General features: G+C 61.0%; 17 protein-coding genes. 10 read left to right on the forward strand and 7 right to left on the reverse strand.

The window, feature by feature from the left end; genetic code table 11:
* Positions 1-24: 24 nt before the first annotated feature.
* The 3 genes from menD to IEW18_RS12460 all read right to left on the reverse strand — a co-directional run bounded on the left by menD (position 25) and on the right by IEW18_RS12460 (position 3739).
* Positions 25-1968: a 2-succinyl-5-enolpyruvyl-6-hydroxy-3-cyclohexene-1-carboxylic-acid synthase gene (menD, locus tag IEW18_RS12450; protein ID WP_188558186.1), complete on the reverse strand. Its 1944-nt coding sequence runs from the start codon at positions 1966-1968 to the stop codon at positions 25-27.
* 119 nt (positions 1969-2087) lie between these two features.
* Positions 2088-3311 carry a chorismate-binding protein gene (locus tag IEW18_RS12455; RefSeq protein ID WP_188558187.1) on the reverse strand — a complete coding sequence of 408 codons (1224 nt, stop codon included), beginning with the start codon at positions 3309-3311 and terminating at the stop codon, positions 2088-2090.
* Entirely contained in the window at positions 3308-3739 is a 432-nt protein-coding gene (locus IEW18_RS12460) for a hotdog fold thioesterase (RefSeq protein ID WP_188558188.1), read from the reverse strand. The genes IEW18_RS12455 and IEW18_RS12460 overlap by 4 nt, the downstream gene beginning before the upstream one ends.
* A gap of 225 nt (positions 3740-3964) precedes the next feature.
* Here IEW18_RS12460 and IEW18_RS12465 point away from each other — a divergent pair, with 225 nt between their 5' ends.
* Complete coding sequence (locus IEW18_RS12465) at positions 3965-4591, forward strand: histidine phosphatase family protein (RefSeq protein ID WP_188558189.1); 627 nt, start codon at positions 3965-3967, stop codon at positions 4589-4591.
* 635 nt (positions 4592-5226) lie between these two features.
* A complete protein-coding gene (locus IEW18_RS12470; RefSeq protein WP_188558190.1) occupies positions 5227-6975 on the forward strand; it encodes a pyruvate dehydrogenase complex dihydrolipoamide acetyltransferase in 1749 nt (582 codons plus the stop codon).
* Positions 6976-7083: 108 nt separating this feature from the next.
* Here the strand turns inward: IEW18_RS12470 and IEW18_RS12475 are convergent, their stop codons facing one another.
* Complete coding sequence (locus tag IEW18_RS12475) at positions 7084-7668, reverse strand: hypothetical protein (RefSeq protein ID WP_188558191.1); 585 nt, start codon at positions 7666-7668, stop codon at positions 7084-7086.
* A gap of 143 nt (positions 7669-7811) precedes the next feature.
* Here IEW18_RS12475 and IEW18_RS12480 point away from each other — a divergent pair, with 143 nt between their 5' ends.
* The 5 genes from IEW18_RS12480 to IEW18_RS12500 all read left to right on the forward strand — a co-directional run bounded on the left by IEW18_RS12480 (position 7812) and on the right by IEW18_RS12500 (position 13632).
* Positions 7812-10367 (forward strand): TonB-dependent receptor, encoded by a 2556-nt coding sequence (locus IEW18_RS12480; RefSeq protein ID WP_188558192.1) that lies wholly within the window; start codon positions 7812-7814, stop codon positions 10365-10367.
* A gap of 178 nt (positions 10368-10545) precedes the next feature.
* Complete coding sequence (gene hslV, locus IEW18_RS12485) at positions 10546-11082, forward strand: ATP-dependent protease subunit HslV (protein WP_188558193.1); 537 nt, start codon at positions 10546-10548, stop codon at positions 11080-11082.
* Positions 11083-11245: 163 nt separating this feature from the next.
* Positions 11246-12217 carry a deoxyhypusine synthase family protein gene (locus IEW18_RS12490; protein ID WP_188558194.1) on the forward strand — a complete coding sequence of 324 codons (972 nt, stop codon included), beginning with the start codon at positions 11246-11248 and terminating at the stop codon, positions 12215-12217.
* Between the two features lie 116 nt (positions 12218-12333).
* Positions 12334-13167 carry a hypothetical protein gene (locus IEW18_RS12495; RefSeq protein ID WP_188558195.1) on the forward strand — a complete coding sequence of 278 codons (834 nt, stop codon included), beginning with the start codon at positions 12334-12336 and terminating at the stop codon, positions 13165-13167.
* Between the two features lie 135 nt (positions 13168-13302).
* Positions 13303-13632 carry a hypothetical protein gene (locus tag IEW18_RS12500; protein WP_188558196.1) on the forward strand — a complete coding sequence of 110 codons (330 nt, stop codon included), beginning with the start codon at positions 13303-13305 and terminating at the stop codon, positions 13630-13632.
* 105 nt (positions 13633-13737) lie between these two features.
* Here IEW18_RS12500 and IEW18_RS12505 read toward each other — a convergent pair whose 3' ends face one another.
* Positions 13738-14781, reverse strand: coding sequence for an N-acetylmuramoyl-L-alanine amidase family protein (locus IEW18_RS12505; protein WP_229728725.1), 1044 nt, complete (start codon positions 14779-14781; stop codon positions 13738-13740).
* Positions 14782-15126: 345 nt separating this feature from the next.
* Here IEW18_RS12505 and IEW18_RS12510 point away from each other — a divergent pair, with 345 nt between their 5' ends.
* Positions 15127-15549, forward strand: coding sequence for a helix-turn-helix domain-containing protein (locus IEW18_RS12510; protein WP_188558197.1), 423 nt, complete (start codon positions 15127-15129; stop codon positions 15547-15549).
* A 72-nt stretch (positions 15550-15621) separates the two neighbouring features.
* Positions 15622-16383 (forward strand): SDR family oxidoreductase, encoded by a 762-nt coding sequence (locus IEW18_RS12515; protein ID WP_188558198.1) that lies wholly within the window; start codon positions 15622-15624, stop codon positions 16381-16383.
* 97 nt (positions 16384-16480) lie between these two features.
* Here the strand turns inward: IEW18_RS12515 and IEW18_RS12520 are convergent, their stop codons facing one another.
* Complete coding sequence (locus IEW18_RS12520) at positions 16481-16948, reverse strand: hypothetical protein (protein ID WP_188558199.1); 468 nt, start codon at positions 16946-16948, stop codon at positions 16481-16483.
* Positions 16949-17065: 117 nt separating this feature from the next.
* Positions 17066-17644: a 2'-5' RNA ligase family protein gene (locus tag IEW18_RS12525; protein ID WP_188558200.1), complete on the reverse strand. Its 579-nt coding sequence runs from the start codon at positions 17642-17644 to the stop codon at positions 17066-17068.
* Between the two features lie 231 nt (positions 17645-17875).
* Here IEW18_RS12525 and IEW18_RS12530 point away from each other — a divergent pair, with 231 nt between their 5' ends.
* Entirely contained in the window at positions 17876-20062 is a 2187-nt protein-coding gene (locus IEW18_RS12530) for a hypothetical protein (RefSeq protein WP_188558201.1), read from the forward strand.
* Positions 20063-20104 lie beyond the last annotated feature (42 nt).

Genomic DNA, 20104 nt, shown 5'->3' on the forward strand with positions numbered 1-20104 from the left:
CGGGATGACAAGTAGGGAAAAGCATTAGGCAAACGAAGATTTCACCGCGGCGCGGTATTGTTCGAAGAATTCGGCATTGGTCGGGCTATCCGTGGTGATTTCAAGCAGACTCGCGCCGGATTCGGGTGCAAAGAAAACCGGTAAAGCCGATTCTAGTTCGGTAAAGGTGCGGGCCGTGTGGTAATGCAGGTGAAAATCCCGCGCCGTATTCTCGGCCGTGAGGGGCTGGCGCGTCTCGAAAAACTCCTCCAGCTCGGGCTGCTGACGGGGCCCGTCAATCAACCGGAAAATGCCGCCGGCGTGGTTATTAAGCAGGATTACGCGCAGATTGGGCGTGGGGTAATTGTGCCAGAAAGCGTTGCGGTCATAGAAGAACGCCACGTCGCCGGTGAGCAGCACCACGGGCCGGTCGGGCTGGGCCAGGGCCGCCCCAATGGCCGTGCTAGTGCAGCCGTCAATGCCGCTGGTACCGCGGTTGGCGAAAACTTCCGCGGTGCGGCCGGCCGGCAGTCCTAGGATGTTGGCGTAACGCACGGCCATGCTGTTGGCCAAGTGCAGGGCCGTATGGTCGGGTAGCAACTGCAGGGCTCGGTAAATGGCCGTAAACTCGTTGAACGGCTGGTTGGGCTGCTGCATAAACTTCTGCAGGAACCCTTCGGCCCAGTTTTCCGCCGCCAGCCAGGGCTTGAGGTAGGCCGCCTTCGCCGAAGCAGCCGCCTCGCTCAGGTGCGCGCCGCTGCCCGGCCATACTAGCCGCACGGGGCCGGTAGGCGCCGGCGCCGCTGCCACGCGGGTAGCATCCGGAGCTGCCGTGTGGTTAGGCGTGGTCACGTAAGGAGTCGAAGTTGTGGTCGCGCTATGAATCGAACTTAGATCAGAAGATTCTGAGACTCCTATACTATTTGTTGTACTACGCGGCGCTTCAGCCAGCAACGCGGCAAAAAAATCCGTTGGCTCCATGCGCACTACCTTGGTCAGCGACTGGAACGTGTCAGCTACCGCGCCGGCCGGCTGAACGTGCCAGTGCTGGGTTGGCTTAGCGGTGCGCAGGTAGAGCTTGAGGGCTTTGGAAATCAACGACTGGCCGAAAGTAATCAGCAGCTCCGGCTTCAGGGCCGCCTTCAGGCCCGGCTCGGGCACCGCCATAAATACGTCCTGGCGGCCCAGCGGGCGCAGGCGCTGGTCGAAGTTGGGGGCAGCGGGCAGGTGCAGGTTGGCAATCAAATCACCCACGACTGGCACCTGGTAGGCGGCGGCAAACTGGCGCACGGCCAGCAGCAGCTCCGCGCTGGCAGGATGCTGCCCAGCTACCACCAGCACGCGGCCGGTAGTTTGAACAGCCTCCCGCAACTCCTGCAGCGCGGCCGCGGGTAGCTGCGGCCGGCCGGGAAGCTCCCGGGTTACCTTCACCGGTTGAAACTGCAACTGCTCGCCGGCTTTGGGGTAGAAAGGCTCCCGCAACGGCACGTTGACTTGCACCGGCCCCGCCGGAAACTGCTCGGCCAGCCCAATGGCTTCCGACACGATGCGCCCGGCGTGCCAGTGTGCGTCGGGGTGGGTGGTATCAGCGGGGAAGGTGAAGGTTCCTTTGGCGTGGGCCCCGTACAGGTCGGCCTGCCGGATGGTCTGCCCATCGAGTTGGTCAATCCACTCCGGCGGCCGGTCGGCGGTGAAGACTACCAGCGGAATCTGCTGAAAATAGGCTTCGGCTACGGCCGGCGCGTAGTTCAGGCCCGCCGTGCCGGAGGTGCACACCAGCGCCACGGCCCGCCGCTGCGCCTGCGCCAGCCCCAGCCCGATAAAGGCCGCAACCCGCTCGTCGGGCACCGTACGCACCGTAATGGCCGGATGGCGGGCAAAGGCAATGGTTAGGGGCGCGCACCGGGAGCCCGGCGACAGGACCACGTCCGTAATGCCAAGCTGGGCGCAGATTTCGGGAATATTATGAACGGCTTGGAGGGAAGACATGGGGTAGTAAAATAGAAAAGGATAAAGCCTGCGCCTTTGCCCTGATGAAGGCCGTCGTGCTTGGATAAGCTCAGCATGACGGGCTTTTGATACTGCCACTGAGTGCTTTGGTTTTCATTTTACTCATGTAAAATAGCGCCAACGGTGCGCAGCTTCAGCTCCGTTTCCTGCCACTCACGCGCCGGGTCAGAGTCAATGGTCAGCCCGGTTCCGGCGTAGAGAATGGCTTCCTCAGGACGCAGCTGCAGGCAGCGCAGGTTTACGTAGAGACGGGCCACACCGGCTTCGGGCAGATTGACGGGGCCCAGAAAACCGGCGTAATAGGCGCGGTCGTAGCCTTCCTGCTGGCGCAGAAACTCCAGGGCGGGCTGCTTGGGTACCCCGCCCACGGCCGGGGTAGGGTGCAGCAATCGAAGCATATCGGTGCCCAGCGTGGGGAAGGGAACCTGGGGTAGGTGCACGGCAAAATCGGTGCGCAGGTGCAGCAGCTGCCCAGCAGCCACGGTGCGGGGGCCCCGCTCGTCGTACTCGCGCAGGCGCAGCTGCTTAAAGCAGTTCACGATGTAGCGCGCCACCATGGCGTGCTCCTCCAGGTCTTTGTGGGCCCACTTAGCGGTGGCCGGTATCATGCCCGGCAGTAGCGGCTGGGTGCCGGCCAGGGCCATGGTCCGGAAAACCTGGTCCTCGGTAATTTCAGCCAGCACCTCGGGGGTAGCGCCCAGCCAGGTGCCCACGCCCGGCGCACTTACCACCGACACAAAGGCATTGGGGTAGCGCTCCTGCAGCTCGTCAAACGCGGCCAGGGCATCGAAGCCCGGCGGCAACGGCCGGCGCACCGCGCGGCTCGATACTACCTTCTGCACGGTGCCGGCCTCAATGGCGGCTACCCCCGCCGCTACCAGCGCCTCATAGGCGGGCTGGGAAGCCGTGGCCGGTACGGGCTGGCGGCTCATGTGCCAGGGCAGGTCGGCCGTGGGCGGGAGGGCCGCAAAGCGCTGCCGCAACTCCGGCAGCCGGGCCGCCGCCGCCGGGCTCACCTGAATTTCCTCCGGGTGGGCCAAGTCAAAATACAGGTCGGCAGGCAGGAAAAGCGGCGGGTTGTGGTCGGAGTCTCGGAAGGGAAAAAAGGCGAAGCCCGCCGGGGCCGTAGGCTCCAGGGCCGGCGGCAACCCCACGTAAGCGGAATCAACTTTCAGGCTCAAGCACAGCCGCGCGTGCTGGGCGCCGGGTAGCCGCCACAGCGCCACGGGCCGGCCACTGCTCAGGGCCAGGGCCACTAGTCGCCGCCGCCGGTCCGCCACCGGCAGGTTGGGCTGCCAGGAAATGCGCTGCAGGCTACTCATGCCTGGGGCTTGGCGGCGGGTAAGTCAATGACGGCCATGGTAATGCGGCTGATGCACACCAGGGCCCCGGTTTCCTCATGGGTAATCCGAATTTCCCAGACCTGGGTGCTGCGGCCTACGTGCAGGGCTGTGGCCCGGCCTACTACGTAGCCGTCGCGCACTCCTTTGATGTGGTTGGCATTGATTTCCAGCCCTACGCAGGCCTGCTTGGTCGGGTCAAGTCTGGTAGCGGCGGCCACGCTGCCCAGGGTTTCAGCCAGGGCTACGGAGGCGCCCCCATGCAGTAGTCCCATGGGCTGATGGGTGCGGCCGTCTACGGGCATGCGCCCTTCCAGGTAGTCGTCGGTGAGGGCGGTAAGTTCAATGCCCAGGGCATCGGCCAGGGTAGGGCGGGTGCTTACCCAGTGCTTAATTTGCTCCAGCGTCATGCGTAAGGAGTGAGGGTCGAAATAGGAAGGCCACGGTAGTGGTTGGCCGCAGCAAACCGACGCTGCGGCCGTAAAAGAGTAACCGCTTCAGGTCGAAAAAGTAGGTGGAAAGGCTGGCTGAGCGGCCTGATGATGGCAAAACCAGCAAGACAAACCACCTTAAACACATCTGTGCGGGCGAAAAGCCCGTACTTTAACGGCAGACACAGCAAAACTAGGGGGAAAGTGAGCGTCAAAAAAATATACCTCATCCGCCACGGCCAGACCGATTTCAACGTGCGCGGCATTGTGCAGGGCAGCGGCGTCGACTCCTCTCTAAACGAGGCCGGACACCGGCAGGCGGCACGTTTTTTCGCCGCCTACCGCCACGTACCCTTCGATAAAGTGTACACCTCCCTGCTGCAGCGGACTCACCAGTCGGTGCGCGGCTTTCTGGAGCTAGGACTACCCCACGAGCAGCACGCGGGCCTCAACGAAATTAGCTGGGGCATCCGTGAGGGTACCCGCATCACGCCCGAGGAGGATGAAGAATACCACCAGGTACTGCAGGACTGGCGGGCGGGCCGTACTACCTCTCGCCTGCTGGGCGGGGAAAGTCCCGAGGAAGTGGCGGCCCGGCAGCGCCCGGTTATCGAGCTGCTCACCTCCCGACCCGAGGAGGAAAACGTGCTGGTGTGCATGCACGGCCGGGCCATGCGGGTCCTGCTTTGCCAGCTGCTAGGCTACCCCTTACGCCTGATGGACTCTTTCGAGCACCACAACCTCTGCCTGTACCAACTTGATTACACCGGCTCCATGTTCACCGTGCGCAGCTTTCTGGACGTGCGGCACCTGCAGGAAAATCATGTCTAGTAGCAGTTTAGGGGTAGCCGGGCTGGTTGGGTTGCTGTGCGGTTGTACTGCGGAAACTGAAGAACAACGCATGGCGGGCTCCGCTTCAAACTCCGTGACGCCTGCTTCAGAGGTGGCGGATACTATCCAAGAGGGCTTCCGCTGCTATTTTCCGGAGTATTGCTACCGGCTGATAACGGCTCCGCCTACCGTATCTGTCCGGCATCACGCCTGGCGAGGCAAGGTGTTTGTCGGCTTTACTGTTGATTCTACCCTCCGGATCAGCTCAACCCGCATTATGGGTGTACGTCTGATCTGGAAAAAAACGGGTAAGCCCTACCGGAGTTTAGGGATGCAGCCAGATGCAGTGAAGCTGCAGCGTTTTTTGCCACTGGTTAGGCCTGTAGTTAAGCAACTAAACATGGTGCCTACCGCGCGTATTGATCGAAAAGCGTGTGGAGTAGAGCAATGGGTGGTGCCGGTAACTTTCAGGTGAATGACCGTCTGCGTGTCGGGCGCTTTTCTTCTGCAATGCTGGGATTGCTTACTCAGGCGAAAATTCGCTGTTTTGAGCCTGCCCGTAGAAGAGTGTGTTTAGTTTGCTCCCCCAAAAAAACGGGCTAATTTTGGCCCCACTCAACCCAACGAAGACGCAGATGGCCGAACTCATAAAAATGCCCAAAATGAGCGACACGATGACCGAAGGGGTCATTGCTTCGTGGCTCAAAAAAGTAGGCGACAAAGTAAAATCCGGGGATATTCTGGCCGAAGTTGAAACCGACAAGGCCACGATGGAGCTGGAAAATTACGAAGACGGCACCCTCCTGCACATTGGTCCGAAAGAAGGCGAATCCGTGCCGGTTGATGGCTTGCTGGCCATTGTGGGCAAGGAGGGAGAAGATATTTCCGGCCTGCTGAGCGGCGGCAGCGCGGCTCCGGCCCCCGCCGCCGAGGCTCCCAAGGCTGAAGCGGCCCCGGCTCCGGCCCCCACGCCGGCCCCGGCGGCGGCCCCTGCTCCAGAGGCCCCGGCCCCGGTTGCGGCGGCTCCGGCCAGTAACGGTAAGAAAGCTACCGTTATTCGGATGCCGAAAATGAGCGACACAATGACGGAAGGCACCATTGCCTCCTGGCTTAAGAAGGTCGGCGACAAAGTAAAATCGGGCGACGTACTGGCCGAAGTGGAAACCGATAAGGCTACCATGGAACTGGATAACTACGAAGACGGCACTCTGCTCTATATCGGCCCAAAAGAAGGCGAAGCCATTCCCGTAGATGGCATCCTGGCTATTATTGGCGAAGAAGGCGCCGACGTGCAGGCCCTGCTCGGTGGCCAGTCGGGCGGTAGTGCCCCGGCTGCGGCAGCCGCGGAAGCCGCTCCGGCTGCTGCTACCTCCTCGGCGCCGGCGCCGGCCGCTGAGGCTGCTCCCGCTCAGAGCGGGGGCCGCATCTTCGCCTCGCCCTTAGCCAAGAGCATAGCTAAAGACAAAGGCATTGACCTGAGCACCATCAAAGGCTCGGGCGAAAACGGCCGCATCGTTTCCCGCGACCTGGAAAGCGTCCAGCCTGCCACGGCCACCGCGCCGTCCGCTTCGGCGCCGGCCGCGGCTCCCTCGCAGCCCGCTCAGGCAGCTAACACGCAGTCGGAATACATCCAGGCGGCTTTGCCCGAGCAGCCAAAAGCAGCTCCTGCCCCAGCAGCTACCCCCGCGCCAGCTGCCGCCGAAGGCACCTACATCGATACCCCGGTGTCGCAGATGCGCAAGGTCATTGCCCGCCGCCTCTCGGAAAGCCTGTTCACGGCCCCGCATTTCTATCTGACGATGGAAATCCTGATGGACCGCGCCATGGAGGTTCGTACCCAGCTCAACGCCCTCTCGCCGGTGAAGCTCAGCTTCAACGACCTGGTTATCAAGGCCTCGGCCGTGGCCCTGAAGCAGCACCCCGCCGTAAACTCCTCGTGGCTCGGCGACAAAATCCGTCAGAACAAGGTGGTCAACATCGGGGTAGCCGTAGCCGTAGACGAAGGGTTGCTGGTACCGGTGGTGCGCAACGCCGACGGTAAAGGTCTCTCAACCATTGCTACCGAAGTAAAAGAGCTGGCTGGCAAAGCCAAGAGCAAGAAGCTGCAACCGAGCGAGTGGGAGGGCAGCACCTTTACCATCTCCAACCTGGGCATGTTCGGCATCGAGGAATTCACCGCCATCATCAACCCCCCGGATGCCTGCATCTTGGCCGTGGGCGGCATCAAGCAGACGGCCGTGGTAAAGGACGGTCAATTGGCCATCGGCAACGTGATGAAAGTAACCCTGAGCTGCGACCATCGGGTAGTAGACGGTGCTACCGGCGCTGCCTTCCTCCAGACGCTGAAAAGCCTGTTGGAAGACCCCATGCGTATGCTCATCTGATAAGCAGGCGTAAGCCGAGAAAAACCACGCCGCCAGTCCCGCTCCGGAGCTGGCGGCGTGGTTTTTCTCGGCTTATGGGGAGGTAGGCCCGCGGTTAGCTATTGGCTGTTATTGGCGGTGCCAAAGTCCGCCGCGCTTGGTGGTAAAGCCAATCAGGCCCTCGTCGCGGGAAAAATATACGTTGGTCAGCGTGTCGGTCGGGTGAGCCGCTGCTGGTACGCCCATCCGGCCCAAAAACCGGTAGGTCTTGTTGCGGATGGTCGTGTCCTGGGCTACGATGGGCGAGCCCAGGCGGGGTTTCTCGTAGGAGTTAAAGGAAGTGTGCCCCGCCTGTTTATAGGTGTGAATGTCGCCGCAGGTTTTCCCCATCCGGGTGACGTAAATGGAATTAGACCGGGCCTCCAGCGTCAGGTTCAGCAACGAGTCGGGGGCGTTCCGATACCAGACCGTAATAACTTCGGTTTCAAAAGAGCCACCTTTGGACTGCCCCTTCAGCACCTGCTCCTTACGCGCCACCGTAACCGTCCGGACCTGCCCGGCAGCATTGCGGAAGGAAAGGGTTTGCCCGTGCTGTTCTCGCAGCCACTCCTTGGTATAGGCGGGTATCTCAGACTGGTCTAACGAATCGGCGAAGTTGCCGCACGCCGATAGCGCTAGGGCCAGAGTGCCGGCCGCGAATACTGGTCGTTTCATGGCCTTAAACATAAGGAAAGCGGAAGGATTATAGTTGGTGGGCGGGAGGTAGGAATGCAGTTTATCTTAAAATTCCTATACTTACCGGCGGTGGGAGCTACGCCGGCGGCACCCGATTGTGAATCGTTCAATCGAGTAAGGGTATGAAGCAGAATTTACTAGTAGCAACGCTGTGCTTAGCCAGCGTCGGTGCTTTTGCGCAAGGCCAGGCTATTTCGGGGCAGATTGTAGACAGCGCCGGCAAGCCCGTGATTGGGGCGACGGTAGTAGAAAAAGGAACCAACAACGGCACGGCCACCGGCAACGACGGCCGTTTTACCCTCAAGGCGCGCACGGCCAGCCCCCGGCTGCAAGTCAGCTCCATTGGCTATGCTTCCCAGGAAGTTGATGCTACAGGTGGAGCAGTGAGCGTACAGTTAACCGACGCCTCCACGGGCCTCGGGGAAGTGCAGGTGGTTGGCTCCCGCAGCCAGAACCGCTCCGTCACGGATTCGCCCTCGCCAGTGGATATCATCGACCTGCGGGAAGTAACCACCAAAACCGGGCAGCTCGACGTGAATCAGCTGCTGCAGTTTGTGGCGCCCTCCTTTAACTCCAACCGCCAGACCGGCTCCGACGGCGCCGACCACGTGGACCCCGCCACTTTGCGCGGCCTCGGGCCCGACCAAACCCTGGTGCTGGTCAACGGCAAGCGCCAGCACCAATCGGCCCTGGTGAACCTGTTTGGCACCCGCGGCCGCGGCAACACTGGCACCGACCTGAACGTGATACCGGCCGCCAGCATTGAGCGGATTGAGATTCTGCGCGACGGGGCCTCGGCCCAGTACGGCTCCGATGCCATTGCCGGCGTTATCAACATCGTGCTGAAAAGCTCGGTGAAGGAGCTGACCGCCAACGTGAACTACGGCGCCTACGACGCCAAATACCGCTTCGACGACGAGAACTTCGACGGGGGCAACTTCAACGCCAACCTCAACTACGGGGTAGGCCTCGGCGAGCGGGGCAGCTTTGTGAATGCCACCGTCGACTATAACCTGCGCGAGCACACTCAGCGGGCCAACGTGCCCAACGCCGACGGCCTGGCCCGCCGCGAGTACGGCGACCCGAAAATCTGCAACCTCTCGGCCTACCTCAACTCCCGGTTTGCCCTCAGCGACCGGTCGTATTTCTACGTGTTTGGGGGCGGCAACAAGCGCCAGGGCGACGCCTACGCCTGGACCCGCTTTGCCGACGACGACCGGAACGTGCCCGCCATTTATCCCAACGGCTTTGACCCCATCATCAGCAGCGACATCTGGGACGCCTCGGCGGTGGCGGGCCTGCGCACGGCCCTGGGGCAGTGGGAACTGGACCTGAGTAACAACTTCGGCTCCAACCGTTTCGAGTACGGGGTCAAGAACTCGCTCAATTCCTCGCTGGGGGCCAGCTCGCCTACCTCGTTTTACGCGGGAGGGTTTCAGCTCCAGCAGAACGTGGCGAACCTGGGCCTGACGCGCAACTACAAAACCGTGCTGCAGGGCCTGAACGTAGCCGCCGGGGCCGAGTGGCGGCGCGAGTGGTACTCGCTGTTCGCGGGTGAAGAAGCATCCTACGCCAACTACGACCCCCAATCCGGCGCGGCCAGCGGCTCCCAGGGCTTCCCTGGCTTTCAGCCGACCGATGCCATCAAGGCCCAACGCGACAACCTGGCGGCCTACGCCGATGCCGAGCTGAGCCTGACCCAGCGCTGGCTACTGGCCGGGGCCCTGCGCTACGAACACTACTCCGACTTCGGCAGCACGCTCAACTACAAGCTGGCTACCCGCTTTAACCTCACGGAGTTCCTGACCCTGCGCGGCACCTACAGCACCGGCTTCCGGGCTCCGTCCCTGGCTCAGGTCAATTTCAACTCTACCTTCACCAACTTCATCAACGGCGAGCCGGTGGAAGTGCTGCTGGCCCGCAACAACAGCGCTGTAACCCAGAAGCTGGGCGTGCCCAGCCTCCAGCAGGAAACCTCCAACAACGCCAACATCGGCCTGACCAGCCGCATTGGCTCCTCCTTAAGCCTGACCCTGGACGGCTACTACATCAAGGTGAAGGACCGGGTGGTGCTTACCAGCCAGTTCTCTGCCGCCGACCCCGTTATCGGACCCGATTTGCAGGCCCTGAACGTGGACCAGGCCCAGTTTTTCGCCAACGCCGCCGACACCCGCTCCCTGGGCCTCGACGTGGTGCTGAGCCATACGCTACCGCTGGGCAGCGGCCGGCTGAACTCCACGCTGGCGGCCAACGTCAACAACCTCAAAATTGACCGGGTGCGTACCTCGGGCCGCCTGACGGGTAGGGAGGCCGAATTCTTCGGGGCCCGGGAGCAGGCCTTTGTAAAAGCCTCGGCCCCGCCTTCCAAAATCAACCTGACCTTTGACTACCAGCTTGGTCGCTTTGGGGCCTTGCTGCGCTTCGTGCGGTTTGATAAGATTACGCTTATCGACTGGGACGGCGCCCCCATGCAATACGACCCGCGCATCACCACCGACCTGACCCTGAACTACGCGCTAACCAACCACTTGCAGTTCATTGTGGGCAGCGCCAACCTATTTAACCGTTACCCCACCTTATTTGACCCCCAGCGCACGGAAACGGGCGGGGCCTGGGACCCGGTGCAGATGGGGGCGAACGGCCGGTTTTACTTTGCTAAATTGCAGGCCCGTTTCTGAGTAGGTGCCAGCTAAAAATTACCTGTCATCCTGACGAAGGAAGGACCTTCTCCCGTTGAAACGAGCCATTGCTGGGTTAATCGTTTCAGCGGGAGAAGGTCCTTCCTTCGTCAGGATGACAAGCCTTTTTCTGCTACCAGCTGGGGTGGGTACTACTAACAGCTGAATCGTTCCTGATATGAGAATTCGCTCCACTACCGTCCTGGGCGTACGCCACAACGGCGAAATTGCCCTCGGTGCCGACGGCCAGGCCACCATGGACAAGCACGTGGCCAAGAGCAACGTGCGCAAGGTCCGTAAGCTCCACGACGGCAAAGTGGTCACCGGCTTTGCCGGCTCTACCGCCGATGCCTTTATGCTGCTGGATAAGTTCGAGGAAAAGCTGGGCAGCTACAACGGCCAGCTGCGCCGCGCGGCTATTGAGTTGGCCAAGGAATGGCGCAAAGACCAGTACTTGCGTAAGCTCGAAGCCATGATGGTTGTCTGCGACCGGGACGAGCTGCTCATCATTGCCGGCACTGGCGACGTGCTCGAGCCCGACTCCGACGTGGCTGCCATTGGCTCCGGCGCCATGTTTGCCCAAGCCGCCGCCCTGGCCCTGAAAAAGCACGCGCCCCACCTCACAGCCCGCCAGATGGTAGAAGAGGCCCTGCATATTGCCGCCGACATCTGCATCTACACCAACCACAACCTCATGATTGAGCAGCCCAGCTAGGGTAGGAAATCAGCACCACCATGCTTTACTACTCCTGCATTTGTGAGCAACCCAGCCCGGATAGTACGCTATTCAGAATCTTCGATATAGCCTAGGCGTATTGAACGATTCCGGGCTGCACTTTGATTGTAAACCGCATACCACCTACAGAACCTACGATTCGATGAACGTAACGAACTTCCTCAAGCACCACTACCGCCACTTCAACGCCGCTGCTCTGATTGATGCCGCCGAAGGCTACAACAAGCACCTGGCCGATGGTGGCAAGATGATGATTACCCTGGCCGGCGCCATGAGCACCGCCGAAATGGGCATTCAACTGGCTGAGCTGATCCGCCAGGACAAAGTGCAAATCATCAGCTGCACGGGTGCCAACCTGGAAGAGGATATCTTCAACCTGGTTGCCCACGACTTCTACGAGCGGGTACCCAACTACCGCGACCTGACGGCGGCCGACGAGCAGGCCCTGCTGGAGCGCCACATGAACCGCGTAACCGACACCTGCATTCCGGAAGAAGAGGCCATGCGCCGCCTGGAGCACTCGGTGCTCAAGTTCTGGGAGCAGGCCGACCAAGCCGGCGAGCGGTACTTCCCCCACGAGTTCTTCTACCAGATTCTGAAGTCGGGCGAGCTGGAGCAGTACTACCAGATTGACCCCAAGGATTCCTGGATGTTGGCCGCCGCCGAGAAAAACCTGCCCATCATCTGCCCCGGTTGGGAAGACTCCACGCTGGGTAACATCTTCGCCGGCCACGTTATTTCGGGCGACATCAAGAACGTGCACACCGTACGTACTGGCATCGAGTACATGATTTACCTGGCCGACTGGTACACCCAGCAGGCTACTGAGGAAAGCAAAGTGGGCTTCTTCCAGATTGGCGGCGGCATTGCCGGCGACTTCCCGATCTGTGTGGTGCCCATGCTCCACCAGGACCTGGGCCGCACCAGCGTGCCGCTGTGGGGCTACTTCTGCCAGATTTCAGACTCGACCACGTCCTACGGCTCGTACTCCGGCGCCGTGCCGAACGAGAAAATCACCTGGGGCAAGCTGGGCCAGGACACGCCCAAGTTCATCATCGAGTCGGACGCTACCATCGTCGCCCCGCTGGTGTTTGCCATGGTGCTGGGCCAGTAATTAGCTGCGTAGTCTGAGTGCTTCATAAAGAGCCTGTTGCTGATACAGCAACAGGCGCTTTTGCTTATCTGATTAGGTGACTATTCAGGGTTTACAGCATCAAGCAAAAAAGCTAAATGGAACAGCAGAAGTCAAAACCAGTTCGAATACTGCTTATCGTTCTCCGTGTCATTGTGGGTGCTGTGGCAGGATGCTACTTGTTGTTACTTCTGCTCTTACTTGTGATAAAAATGCTGGAGCCTGATAAAAGAGAAGCATTTTTAGCCGACCAGATTATTTCAGAGGTGTACTTCCGAAACCGCACCAATGCAATGCTTTCCCTGGCGCTGACAGTCCCGCGTTCGTCCCTACAGCTTGATACCGTATGGTGGGGAGTAGAAATTGCCCCCGAAGCTGTTGGCTACGCAATGGTAGCTCGGCATCTGACCCTGGGCTGGGTAGAGTATCCGGTTACGGCCCCGGTATTGCTGCAAGGCTCCGGTGATACGCTGGTGGCAGATAAGCCAATCGACCTTGCTGCAACCGGCATGGCTGGCAAGCGTCCAGCCTTTTACCCACATCGAAATTTACCACTCTGGAAAAGCCGTCTGCGACAGTACAAGCCTGCTTTTGAGTCAACGGTAACGCTACGGCCTCTTTCCGGGAAGCTAGATTCGATTATAGTGGTAGTGAAAATTGCTCCCTACGACAGCCTTTTACTTGCTCAGGAACAGGAAAGACCGGTTGAAGTAACTGAACCTAAGAATGTGAAAGAAGGCCGGCCGGTAGATGAGGCAGTTGAGGAAACTATTTCTTTTGCCCTGTTGCCCAGAGTGCAGTGGACTGACTCTCTTCAGCGGGCACATAGACAGTATATTACCTTGGCTGATATCAAAAACGCTCGGGCTAAAAAAACCATTACTGTTTCCAAAGAGCCCAGCAAATCAATTCACTACCTGGATTTTAAGTAGCAGCACAACTGACCGAGGGGGTGCTAAGTGCTTGCCTTGCAAAGTACGGTTGCTATCCAGTTGATATTTTACTGATTACTGCCGCCCGAGACTATACCTTCGACCTCGATTTTACCCTGCCTCCTTCGCTCAGCCATGCCCCTCGACCCCGCCAGCTTCCTCCAACACACCGCCCCGGACGAAAAAACGACGGTTTACACCAAAGCCACGGACGGCACTGTGCAGGAGCATCCGGCCCTGCTGATTGCCCAAACCAAGCACCAAAAGCTGTTTATCACGCTGGAGAAGCGGCGCCGCTACGTAACACACACGCAGGTGCCGGGCTCCAACGACGTGGAAATCGACTTTCTGCAGGATTACGAGGAGGTAGAAGCCTTAATGGAAGACGCCGGCCTCGACGGCATTCACGACGGCGAGCAGGGCATTCTCTACCACAACCTGCTGTTTCTGCTGATGAATCCGTAAATAGTGATGAGGGAATGAGGTGAATAGTGACAGGTAACAGTGATGCAATAAATTCACCCTTCACCTGTCACGATTCACCATTCACCTCATCACTATGTACCTAATTTACCGCCCGGTATAATCAGCTAGCAAACCTTCGTAAATCCAGTTGGCCAGGGCTTGGCGGTTGTCGGCCACCACGAAGCGGCGCTGGTCCTTGCTGTTGCGGATGTTGCCCAGCTCCATGAACACGGCCGGGGCGTGGCTGGTGCGCACCTCGTAGAGGCTGCTGCGGATGGACACGTTGCCGGAGTAGGGGCGGCCGGGTTGGGCGCGCTTGTAGCGGGCAGTGAACACCTTGTGAATGTTCTTGGCCAGGCGCAGGCCGGCCTGACTGTTCTGGTGGTGGTAGAAGAATACGTCGATGTTCTGGCCGGCGCTGCGGCTGTCGACGTGCAGGCTCAGCAGGCGCTGGTAGGCCCCCTTGTGGCGAGCGTAGAGCTTGTTTACCTGCGTCATGCGCTGGCGCAGGCGACCAAGCTGACTGAGCGGAATGCGTTGCTGGGGGTAGGTCAGCTCGTCGTAGTCCATCTTCAGCACGCTCTCGTCGCGGATACCGTCGTTGGGGTCCTGCACCATCAGGTACACGGTAGCGCCGTGCTCCATCAGCACCCGGGCCAGCCGGATGGTCACGTCGTAGGCGTACTCATCTTCGGCCAGCTTGTAGGTGCCGTACTGCCCGATGGCGCCGGGGTCGGGGCCGGCGTGGCCCGGCGAGAGGTAGTACACCGCTCCCCGCAGGGCCCGGTCGCGGACGGGTACCGGGCTGTAGGCGGGGCCGAACAGTTTGGCCGGGAGCAGGGGGGTAGTGCTGATGCCGTGCGAGGTAGCGGCGCGGGAGGCCGTAGCCGTTCTGGCGCTGCTGGCGGCCCGCGGAGTAGGGCGAGGCAGCAAGTACGTGCGCCCAATGATGAGGCCGTTGCGCCTGGTGAGGTTGGCGCGGTTCAGTTGCTGAAACTGGCGCAGGTGCCGGCTCGGGCTCAGGCCGTTGCGGTAGAGGAGCGTGTTTACCCCGTCGCCCCGTTTGGCTACCACCCGCCGGTACCTGCTCTGGCCGAAGGCAAGCGTGGAAATCAGAAAGATCAGGACGAAGAAAGTAACTGAGCGCAAAAGCAGAGAAAATCTGGTGAGAAAAAGAAAAAGCAGCTGGCACGGCTAGCAACGCAGAACCAACGCCCGCTACCCGGCGCAGGAAGCCGCAACGCCCCTGGTACCGGGGCCCGCGCGCTACTACGCTACAAAAAAGGCGCTAAATCCTCAGAGTACGAATAAAAAAGCCGGGCAGCTAGCGTATTACCCCGCGCTAGCCTCATCTGTTAAGTGCTGGCGCGGGGTAAGGCCCTCTGCCGCCGCAAACTTCCGGTACGTGTCTTTTCAGCGCTGGGGCCATGCTGCCGGCGGCTAGCTGAAAAAATAGCCGCGTAACTAGTTGCAGTTTTTTTGCTTCTTCATGGCATGGCAACGACCCCGATTCCGAAGAAACTGCTGGCCCGTCAGCACGAAATAACGGCCGATTTCCTGCGGGCCGTAGACCAGCACCTCGAGGATGTGGTGACAGGCCGCGCCACGGAAATGCTTGAAATCCGGGACCTGGCCGACCAGCTGCATATTCATCCTACCCACCTGAGCAATACCATTAAGCTGACTACCGGGCACCCGCCCTGCTACTATTTTGAGGCGCGCATTATGGCCGTGGCCCGGGAGCAGCTGCGTGACCCCAGCCGCTCGGTAGCCACCATTGCGGCTGGCCTTACCTACGACCCTTCCAACTTCACGAAGTTCTTTAAGCGCTTTGCCGGCTGCACGCCCAAACAATACCGCGAGCAAGTGTGGGCTGCCGAGCGGGCTGCCGCTGCATCGGAAACTCTCACCATTTAAACTGAACTACTCACCATGCTTTCCGGTGCCAGAGGCAGCACTTTTGCACTGTTCACTTCAACCAAGAAAGCAATGAGTACTACCAAAATAGCCCTCGTTACCGGCGGCAGCCGCGGCCTGGGCAGAGACATGGCCCTGAGCCTGGCCCGCAAAGGCACCGACGTGCTGATTACCTACCACAGTCAGAAGGCCGAAGCTGACGCCGTCGTCGCGGAAATTCAGGGGTTGGGGTGCCGGGCCGCGGCGCTGCAGCTGAACGTAGCCGACAGCCACAGTTTCGACGAGTTTTTCGCGCAGGTGCGCACTACCCTGCACGACACCTTCCGGGCCGAGCAGTTTCATTTTCTCGTCAATAATGCGGGGGTAGGGCTACATGCGGCCTTCGCCGACACGACCGAAGCCCAGTTCGACGACATGGTGAACATTCACCTGAAAGGCCCCTTCTTCCTGACCCAGAAAGCGTTACCCCTACTGGTCGATGGCGGGCGCATTATTAATATCTCCTCGGGGTTGGCCCGCTTTGCGCTGCCCGGCTCCTCGGCTTACGCCAGCATGAAAGGCGCCGTGGAAGTGCTGACTCGCTACCAGGCCAAGGAGCTTGGGGCCCGCGGCATTGCCGCTAACGTAGTGGCGCCCGGGGCCATTGCCACCGATTTCGGCGGGGGCCGGGTGCGCGACGATGAGCACTTGCACGAATTTGTGGCCTCGCAAACGGCTCTGGGCCGGGTAGGGCAGCCCGAGGACATTGGCGGGGTAGTGGCCTTTTTGTGCTCGGAGGAAGGCCGCTGGCTGAATGCTCAGCGGCTGGAAGCCTCGGGTGGCATGTTTCTGTAGGAACGCCAGGCGGCCAGCCCCAGGCCAGATAGGCCGTAAAAAAAGCCTCCCAGGTTCACTCCGGGAGGCTTTTTTGCGTGGCTAATTGTGCGCTACACTAAGCGCGGAACAGGGGCCGCTCGGGGTTCCAGATGCCCCAGGGAATCATCACCAGCACAATTAGCAAGGCAATGAGAAACCAGGTGAAGGCTTTCTTGTGCTTTACAAGGGGGTCGGCGGCCTTTTTGGAGAGCGTGCGGCCAATCTGGGCGGCAACCACGGCCAGGACCATACCGGCCAAATGCTCCACGGCAAAAAAGCGGCTGCCAGCATCTTTCATTACGGCGCCTCCGGCCGTTTCAAAGGCTTTCAGGCCGTAGGGGCTCAAGCTGAAATACAGAATCAGGCCCAAGAGCAATTGCAGGTGCATGGAGCCCACAAAAGCGGCGCCCATGCCATTGTCGGCTCCCGTCCAAGGGCGACCCTGCCGGCCCGTAAAGGCGCGAAACACGGCAATCAGCCCGAAAATAAGTACGAGCCAGCGGGTCCAGGAGTGCAGGGCGAGGACGATGGAATAGGCAGTCATAAGCGAAAAAAGGTGAGTTGGAAGCCGTAAAGGTCGTAGCCCGGCCGGAAAATGCAAGCCCGCGCCGCCTTGTCTTGCAAGCAGCGGGCAGCCAACCGCCGAGTCGCCCCGGAGTACCTAGGCCTGCGACTCGAACAGGGTTGGCACCGGCTCGTTTTTGTGCCCTTCGAAGGTGAAAATCTTTTCCGGCACAAAACTCTCGCCCTCCTGGCGCAGAATCGCCAGGTTGTTGATGCTGATTTTCAGGTTGAACGTGTGCTGGTTCAGGTACTGCATAACCGGGCCCAGCAGTTCCGGGGTTGTATCGTGGAGGGCCAGGGAAATATGGGGCAGCCAGCAGTCGGGCCCGCTAAACTTGTCGGTGCGCAGGCACAGCGGCGCCGTGGCCCGCAGCACGCGCTGGTGCAGGTTGTTTAGCGCATCGGAGCGCAGCACCGGAATGTAAATAACCGGGTTCGGACCTGGAAAAACGCCCAGGCCGGTAGTAAACGCGGCGAAGGGCTGGGTGTGGCGTGCCACGTCGCGGAGCGCCTGCTTCAGCATAGACAGCTTGCGCACGCCGGCCAGCTGGTAGGTAATGTGCGGATCAGGGGTGGCCTGCACATCATCGAGGCCAAATTCGGCTTCCAGGTTCTTAATCAGGCGGTTGATCCGTTCCGCACTCTGCGGATTCAGAAGAGAAGTTATGGCCAGCATCGGTTCTTTAACTGAAAGCACTGCGGATTGGTTGGGCCGCGCCGGCACGCGGACATGAATATAATCTGGCCGCCCGGGGTAGGGTAGGCGCGGGGCGGCGGGCGGCGGCGGTGGCCGGACCCGTCAGGAGCGCCAAAATACAAGCCCCGCCAGACATGGCAAGCTGCCCGCCGCAGAAATGCCGCAGCTCACCAACAACTGGGCAGCCGGCAAAACCCTGGTTTTCGAACCTTGCCCTGGTGCTTCGCCGTAAGCCAAGCCGTGCTACTCTCCCGCGAACCAGCCGCTACGCTTGCGCCCGCCGCGCCCCGGCGCCACTGGGGGCGCTGGCTGCTGCTAGGGCTGGGCCTACTGGGGCTGCTTGCGGGCCTGGGTGTACCCTTTCTGCTGGACCCCTGGCTGCGCCGCACCCTGGAAGAGCAGGTATCCAAACGCAGCAAAGGCCGCTACCAACTGCGCGTTACGCAGTTACACACCAGCCTCTGGCGCCGCAGCGCCACCCTGCACGGCCTGCGCCTGCGCACCGCCACTACCTCATCCCCGGATTCACTCAGCCAACCCCGGCTGCAGCTGGCTTTGGGCCGGCTGAGCGTAAGCGGAGTGGGCTTGCTGGCGCTGCTGCAGCGGCATGAAGTCCTGGTTGACAGCATTACGCTTGACTCCCTGACGGTGCACCTGGCTGCCCTACCCCAGAGCAGGAGCCCGCAACCGTTGCATCGGCAGCTTCCCTTTGCGGGGTTGCGGCTCGGTCAGTTGGCCCTCCGCCACGTGCGCGCTACCTATGGCGCGGGCGCCCAAGCGCCGGTGCAGCTGGGAGAAAGTGCGCTGGTGCTTCAGGATGTATGGCTGAGTGCCGCTGGCGCGGCCGATCCGGGCCGGGTGGGTTACGCGAGGGCAGTGGCCGCGCAGGTGGCGGGTGCTGCCGTTCGGGTGCCGGGCCACGAGGTAAAGCTGGTGCGGGCCGCGTTTTCATCCGTCAGCCGGCAGCTGCGGCTTGATTCGGTGCTGGTGCATCCGCAGCAACCCATCAGCAGCACCCGTAGTCCAGCCCTGCGCGTGAGCCTAGCCTTGCCCCGGCTGGTGCTGAGCGGACTAGATGCGGCGCAACTGAGTCGGCGACGTTTCCGGGCTGATACGTTGGAGGTTACCCGTCCGCGTCTGGCCCTTACCTTGCCCGCCCGCCAGCCTCCGGCCCTGCATCAACTCCTGCAGCCTTACATGAAGGAGTGCCGGCTTACTAGCTTGCGCGTAACTGGTGGGCAGCTGCGCGTAGCTGGCCTGGCGCTGGCCCCGGCCCTGGCCGAGGTGGAACTAGCGGCCAGCGGCATTCAGGTGTTGCCGCGCCAGAAAGTACCCACCGATATTTACTATGCCCGTGCCTGGCAGGTGCGTACCGGCGCAGCCACAGCTAGCCTTGATGCGCCCTTCTACCACCTTTCCTGGCAGAGCCTGCAAGCCGACAGCCGGACTGGCCGGGTGCAGATCCGCCAAGTGCTGGCCCTGCCCACCATGAGCGTAGAGGCCTTGGCCCGGGGCAAAAAGCATCAGTCGGCCCACGTTTCCGTGCGCGTGCCGGAGGTGCTGCTCACGGGCCTCAATTTTCCGGCGGCCGCCAACCAGCAGCAGTTGCGCGCCACGGCTCTGCTCATCCGCAGCCCCCGCATCAGCACCCGCAGCGACGGCCGCTTCGCCACAAACCCCAACATTTCTGTGGTAACCCCCGAAATGCTGGGCCGCTTGCCGTTCCGGTTTGCCATTGCCCGCTTCGCAATTCAGAACGCCGCCCTTGCCATGTCCTTTCGCTCCCCGCGCGACCCGCAGCCGGGCATCATGAGCATTGACCGCCTCAGCGTCAGGCTGCGCAACCTCACCAACGACCCGCGCCGCATGCGTGCCGCTACCCCCCTGACGGGCGAGGCGACCGGCTGGCTTCAAAACCAGTGCGCGGCCCGGATTACCCTGCGCGCTAATCTACTGGACGCCAGTGGCCGGCACATGCTAACCGGCGAGTTTGGGGCCGCACCGCTTTCCATACTGAATTCTATGCTTGTACCCACCCGCGGCATTGCCATCCGCAGTGGCACAGTGCGCCGCATCCGGTTTCAGATGCAGCTAGACCGCACGGCCGCCCGGGGTACCATGTGGGGTGAGTACGCCGGCCTGAAGCTGCAGCTGCTCAACCAGCAGGAGCGGCCCGGCGTGCTGCACCGGGTTGGAACTTCGCTGGTTAACGGCATCTTTATCCGCGACAACAACCCGCGCAAGCCCGGCCAGCCCCTGCAAACCGGCACCATTGCCTCGAGCCGGGAGCGGCGCTACTCTGTTTTCTCACTTTGGCGCCAAGGCATGGTCAGTGGCCTGCTGAACAGCGCAGGCGTGCCCGCTGGTATGGCCAAAAAGCTCAGTGAAGCAGAGTAACATGTCAGATAATCTGCTTTCTATCAGCGCGGCTTAACAACG

Origin of the sequence: Hymenobacter glacieicola, assembly GCF_014640315.1 — a bacterium.
In the GTDB taxonomy this organism is placed as follows: domain Bacteria; phylum Bacteroidota; class Bacteroidia; order Cytophagales; family Hymenobacteraceae; genus Hymenobacter; species Hymenobacter glacieicola.

Excerpts from the sequence above, each read along its gene's own strand:
- menD (WP_188558186.1), bottom strand. The coding sequence starts at position 1,968 with ATGTCTTCCCTCCAAGCCGTTCATAATATTCCCGAAATCTGCGCCCAG.
- IEW18_RS12455 (WP_188558187.1), bottom strand. The coding sequence starts at position 3,311 with ATGAGTAGCCTGCAGCGCATTTCCTGGCAGCCCAACCTGCCGGTGGCG.
- IEW18_RS12460 (WP_188558188.1), bottom strand. The coding sequence starts at position 3,739 with ATGACGCTGGAGCAAATTAAGCACTGGGTAAGCACCCGCCCTACCCTG.
- IEW18_RS12470 (WP_188558190.1), top strand. The coding sequence starts at position 5,227 with ATGGCCGAACTCATAAAAATGCCCAAAATGAGCGACACGATGACCGAA.
- IEW18_RS12475 (WP_188558191.1), bottom strand. The coding sequence starts at position 7,668 with ATGAAACGACCAGTATTCGCGGCCGGCACTCTGGCCCTAGCGCTATCG.
- IEW18_RS12480 (WP_188558192.1), top strand. The coding sequence starts at position 7,812 with ATGAAGCAGAATTTACTAGTAGCAACGCTGTGCTTAGCCAGCGTCGGT.
- hslV (WP_188558193.1), top strand. The coding sequence starts at position 10,546 with ATGAGAATTCGCTCCACTACCGTCCTGGGCGTACGCCACAACGGCGAA.
- IEW18_RS12490 (WP_188558194.1), top strand. The coding sequence starts at position 11,246 with ATGAACGTAACGAACTTCCTCAAGCACCACTACCGCCACTTCAACGCC.
- IEW18_RS12495 (WP_188558195.1), top strand. The coding sequence starts at position 12,334 with ATGGAACAGCAGAAGTCAAAACCAGTTCGAATACTGCTTATCGTTCTC.
- IEW18_RS12500 (WP_188558196.1), top strand. The coding sequence starts at position 13,303 with ATGCCCCTCGACCCCGCCAGCTTCCTCCAACACACCGCCCCGGACGAA.
- IEW18_RS12510 (WP_188558197.1), top strand. The coding sequence starts at position 15,127 with ATGGCAACGACCCCGATTCCGAAGAAACTGCTGGCCCGTCAGCACGAA.
- IEW18_RS12515 (WP_188558198.1), top strand. The coding sequence starts at position 15,622 with ATGAGTACTACCAAAATAGCCCTCGTTACCGGCGGCAGCCGCGGCCTG.
- IEW18_RS12520 (WP_188558199.1), bottom strand. The coding sequence starts at position 16,948 with ATGACTGCCTATTCCATCGTCCTCGCCCTGCACTCCTGGACCCGCTGG.
- IEW18_RS12525 (WP_188558200.1), bottom strand. The coding sequence starts at position 17,644 with ATGCTGGCCATAACTTCTCTTCTGAATCCGCAGAGTGCGGAACGGATC.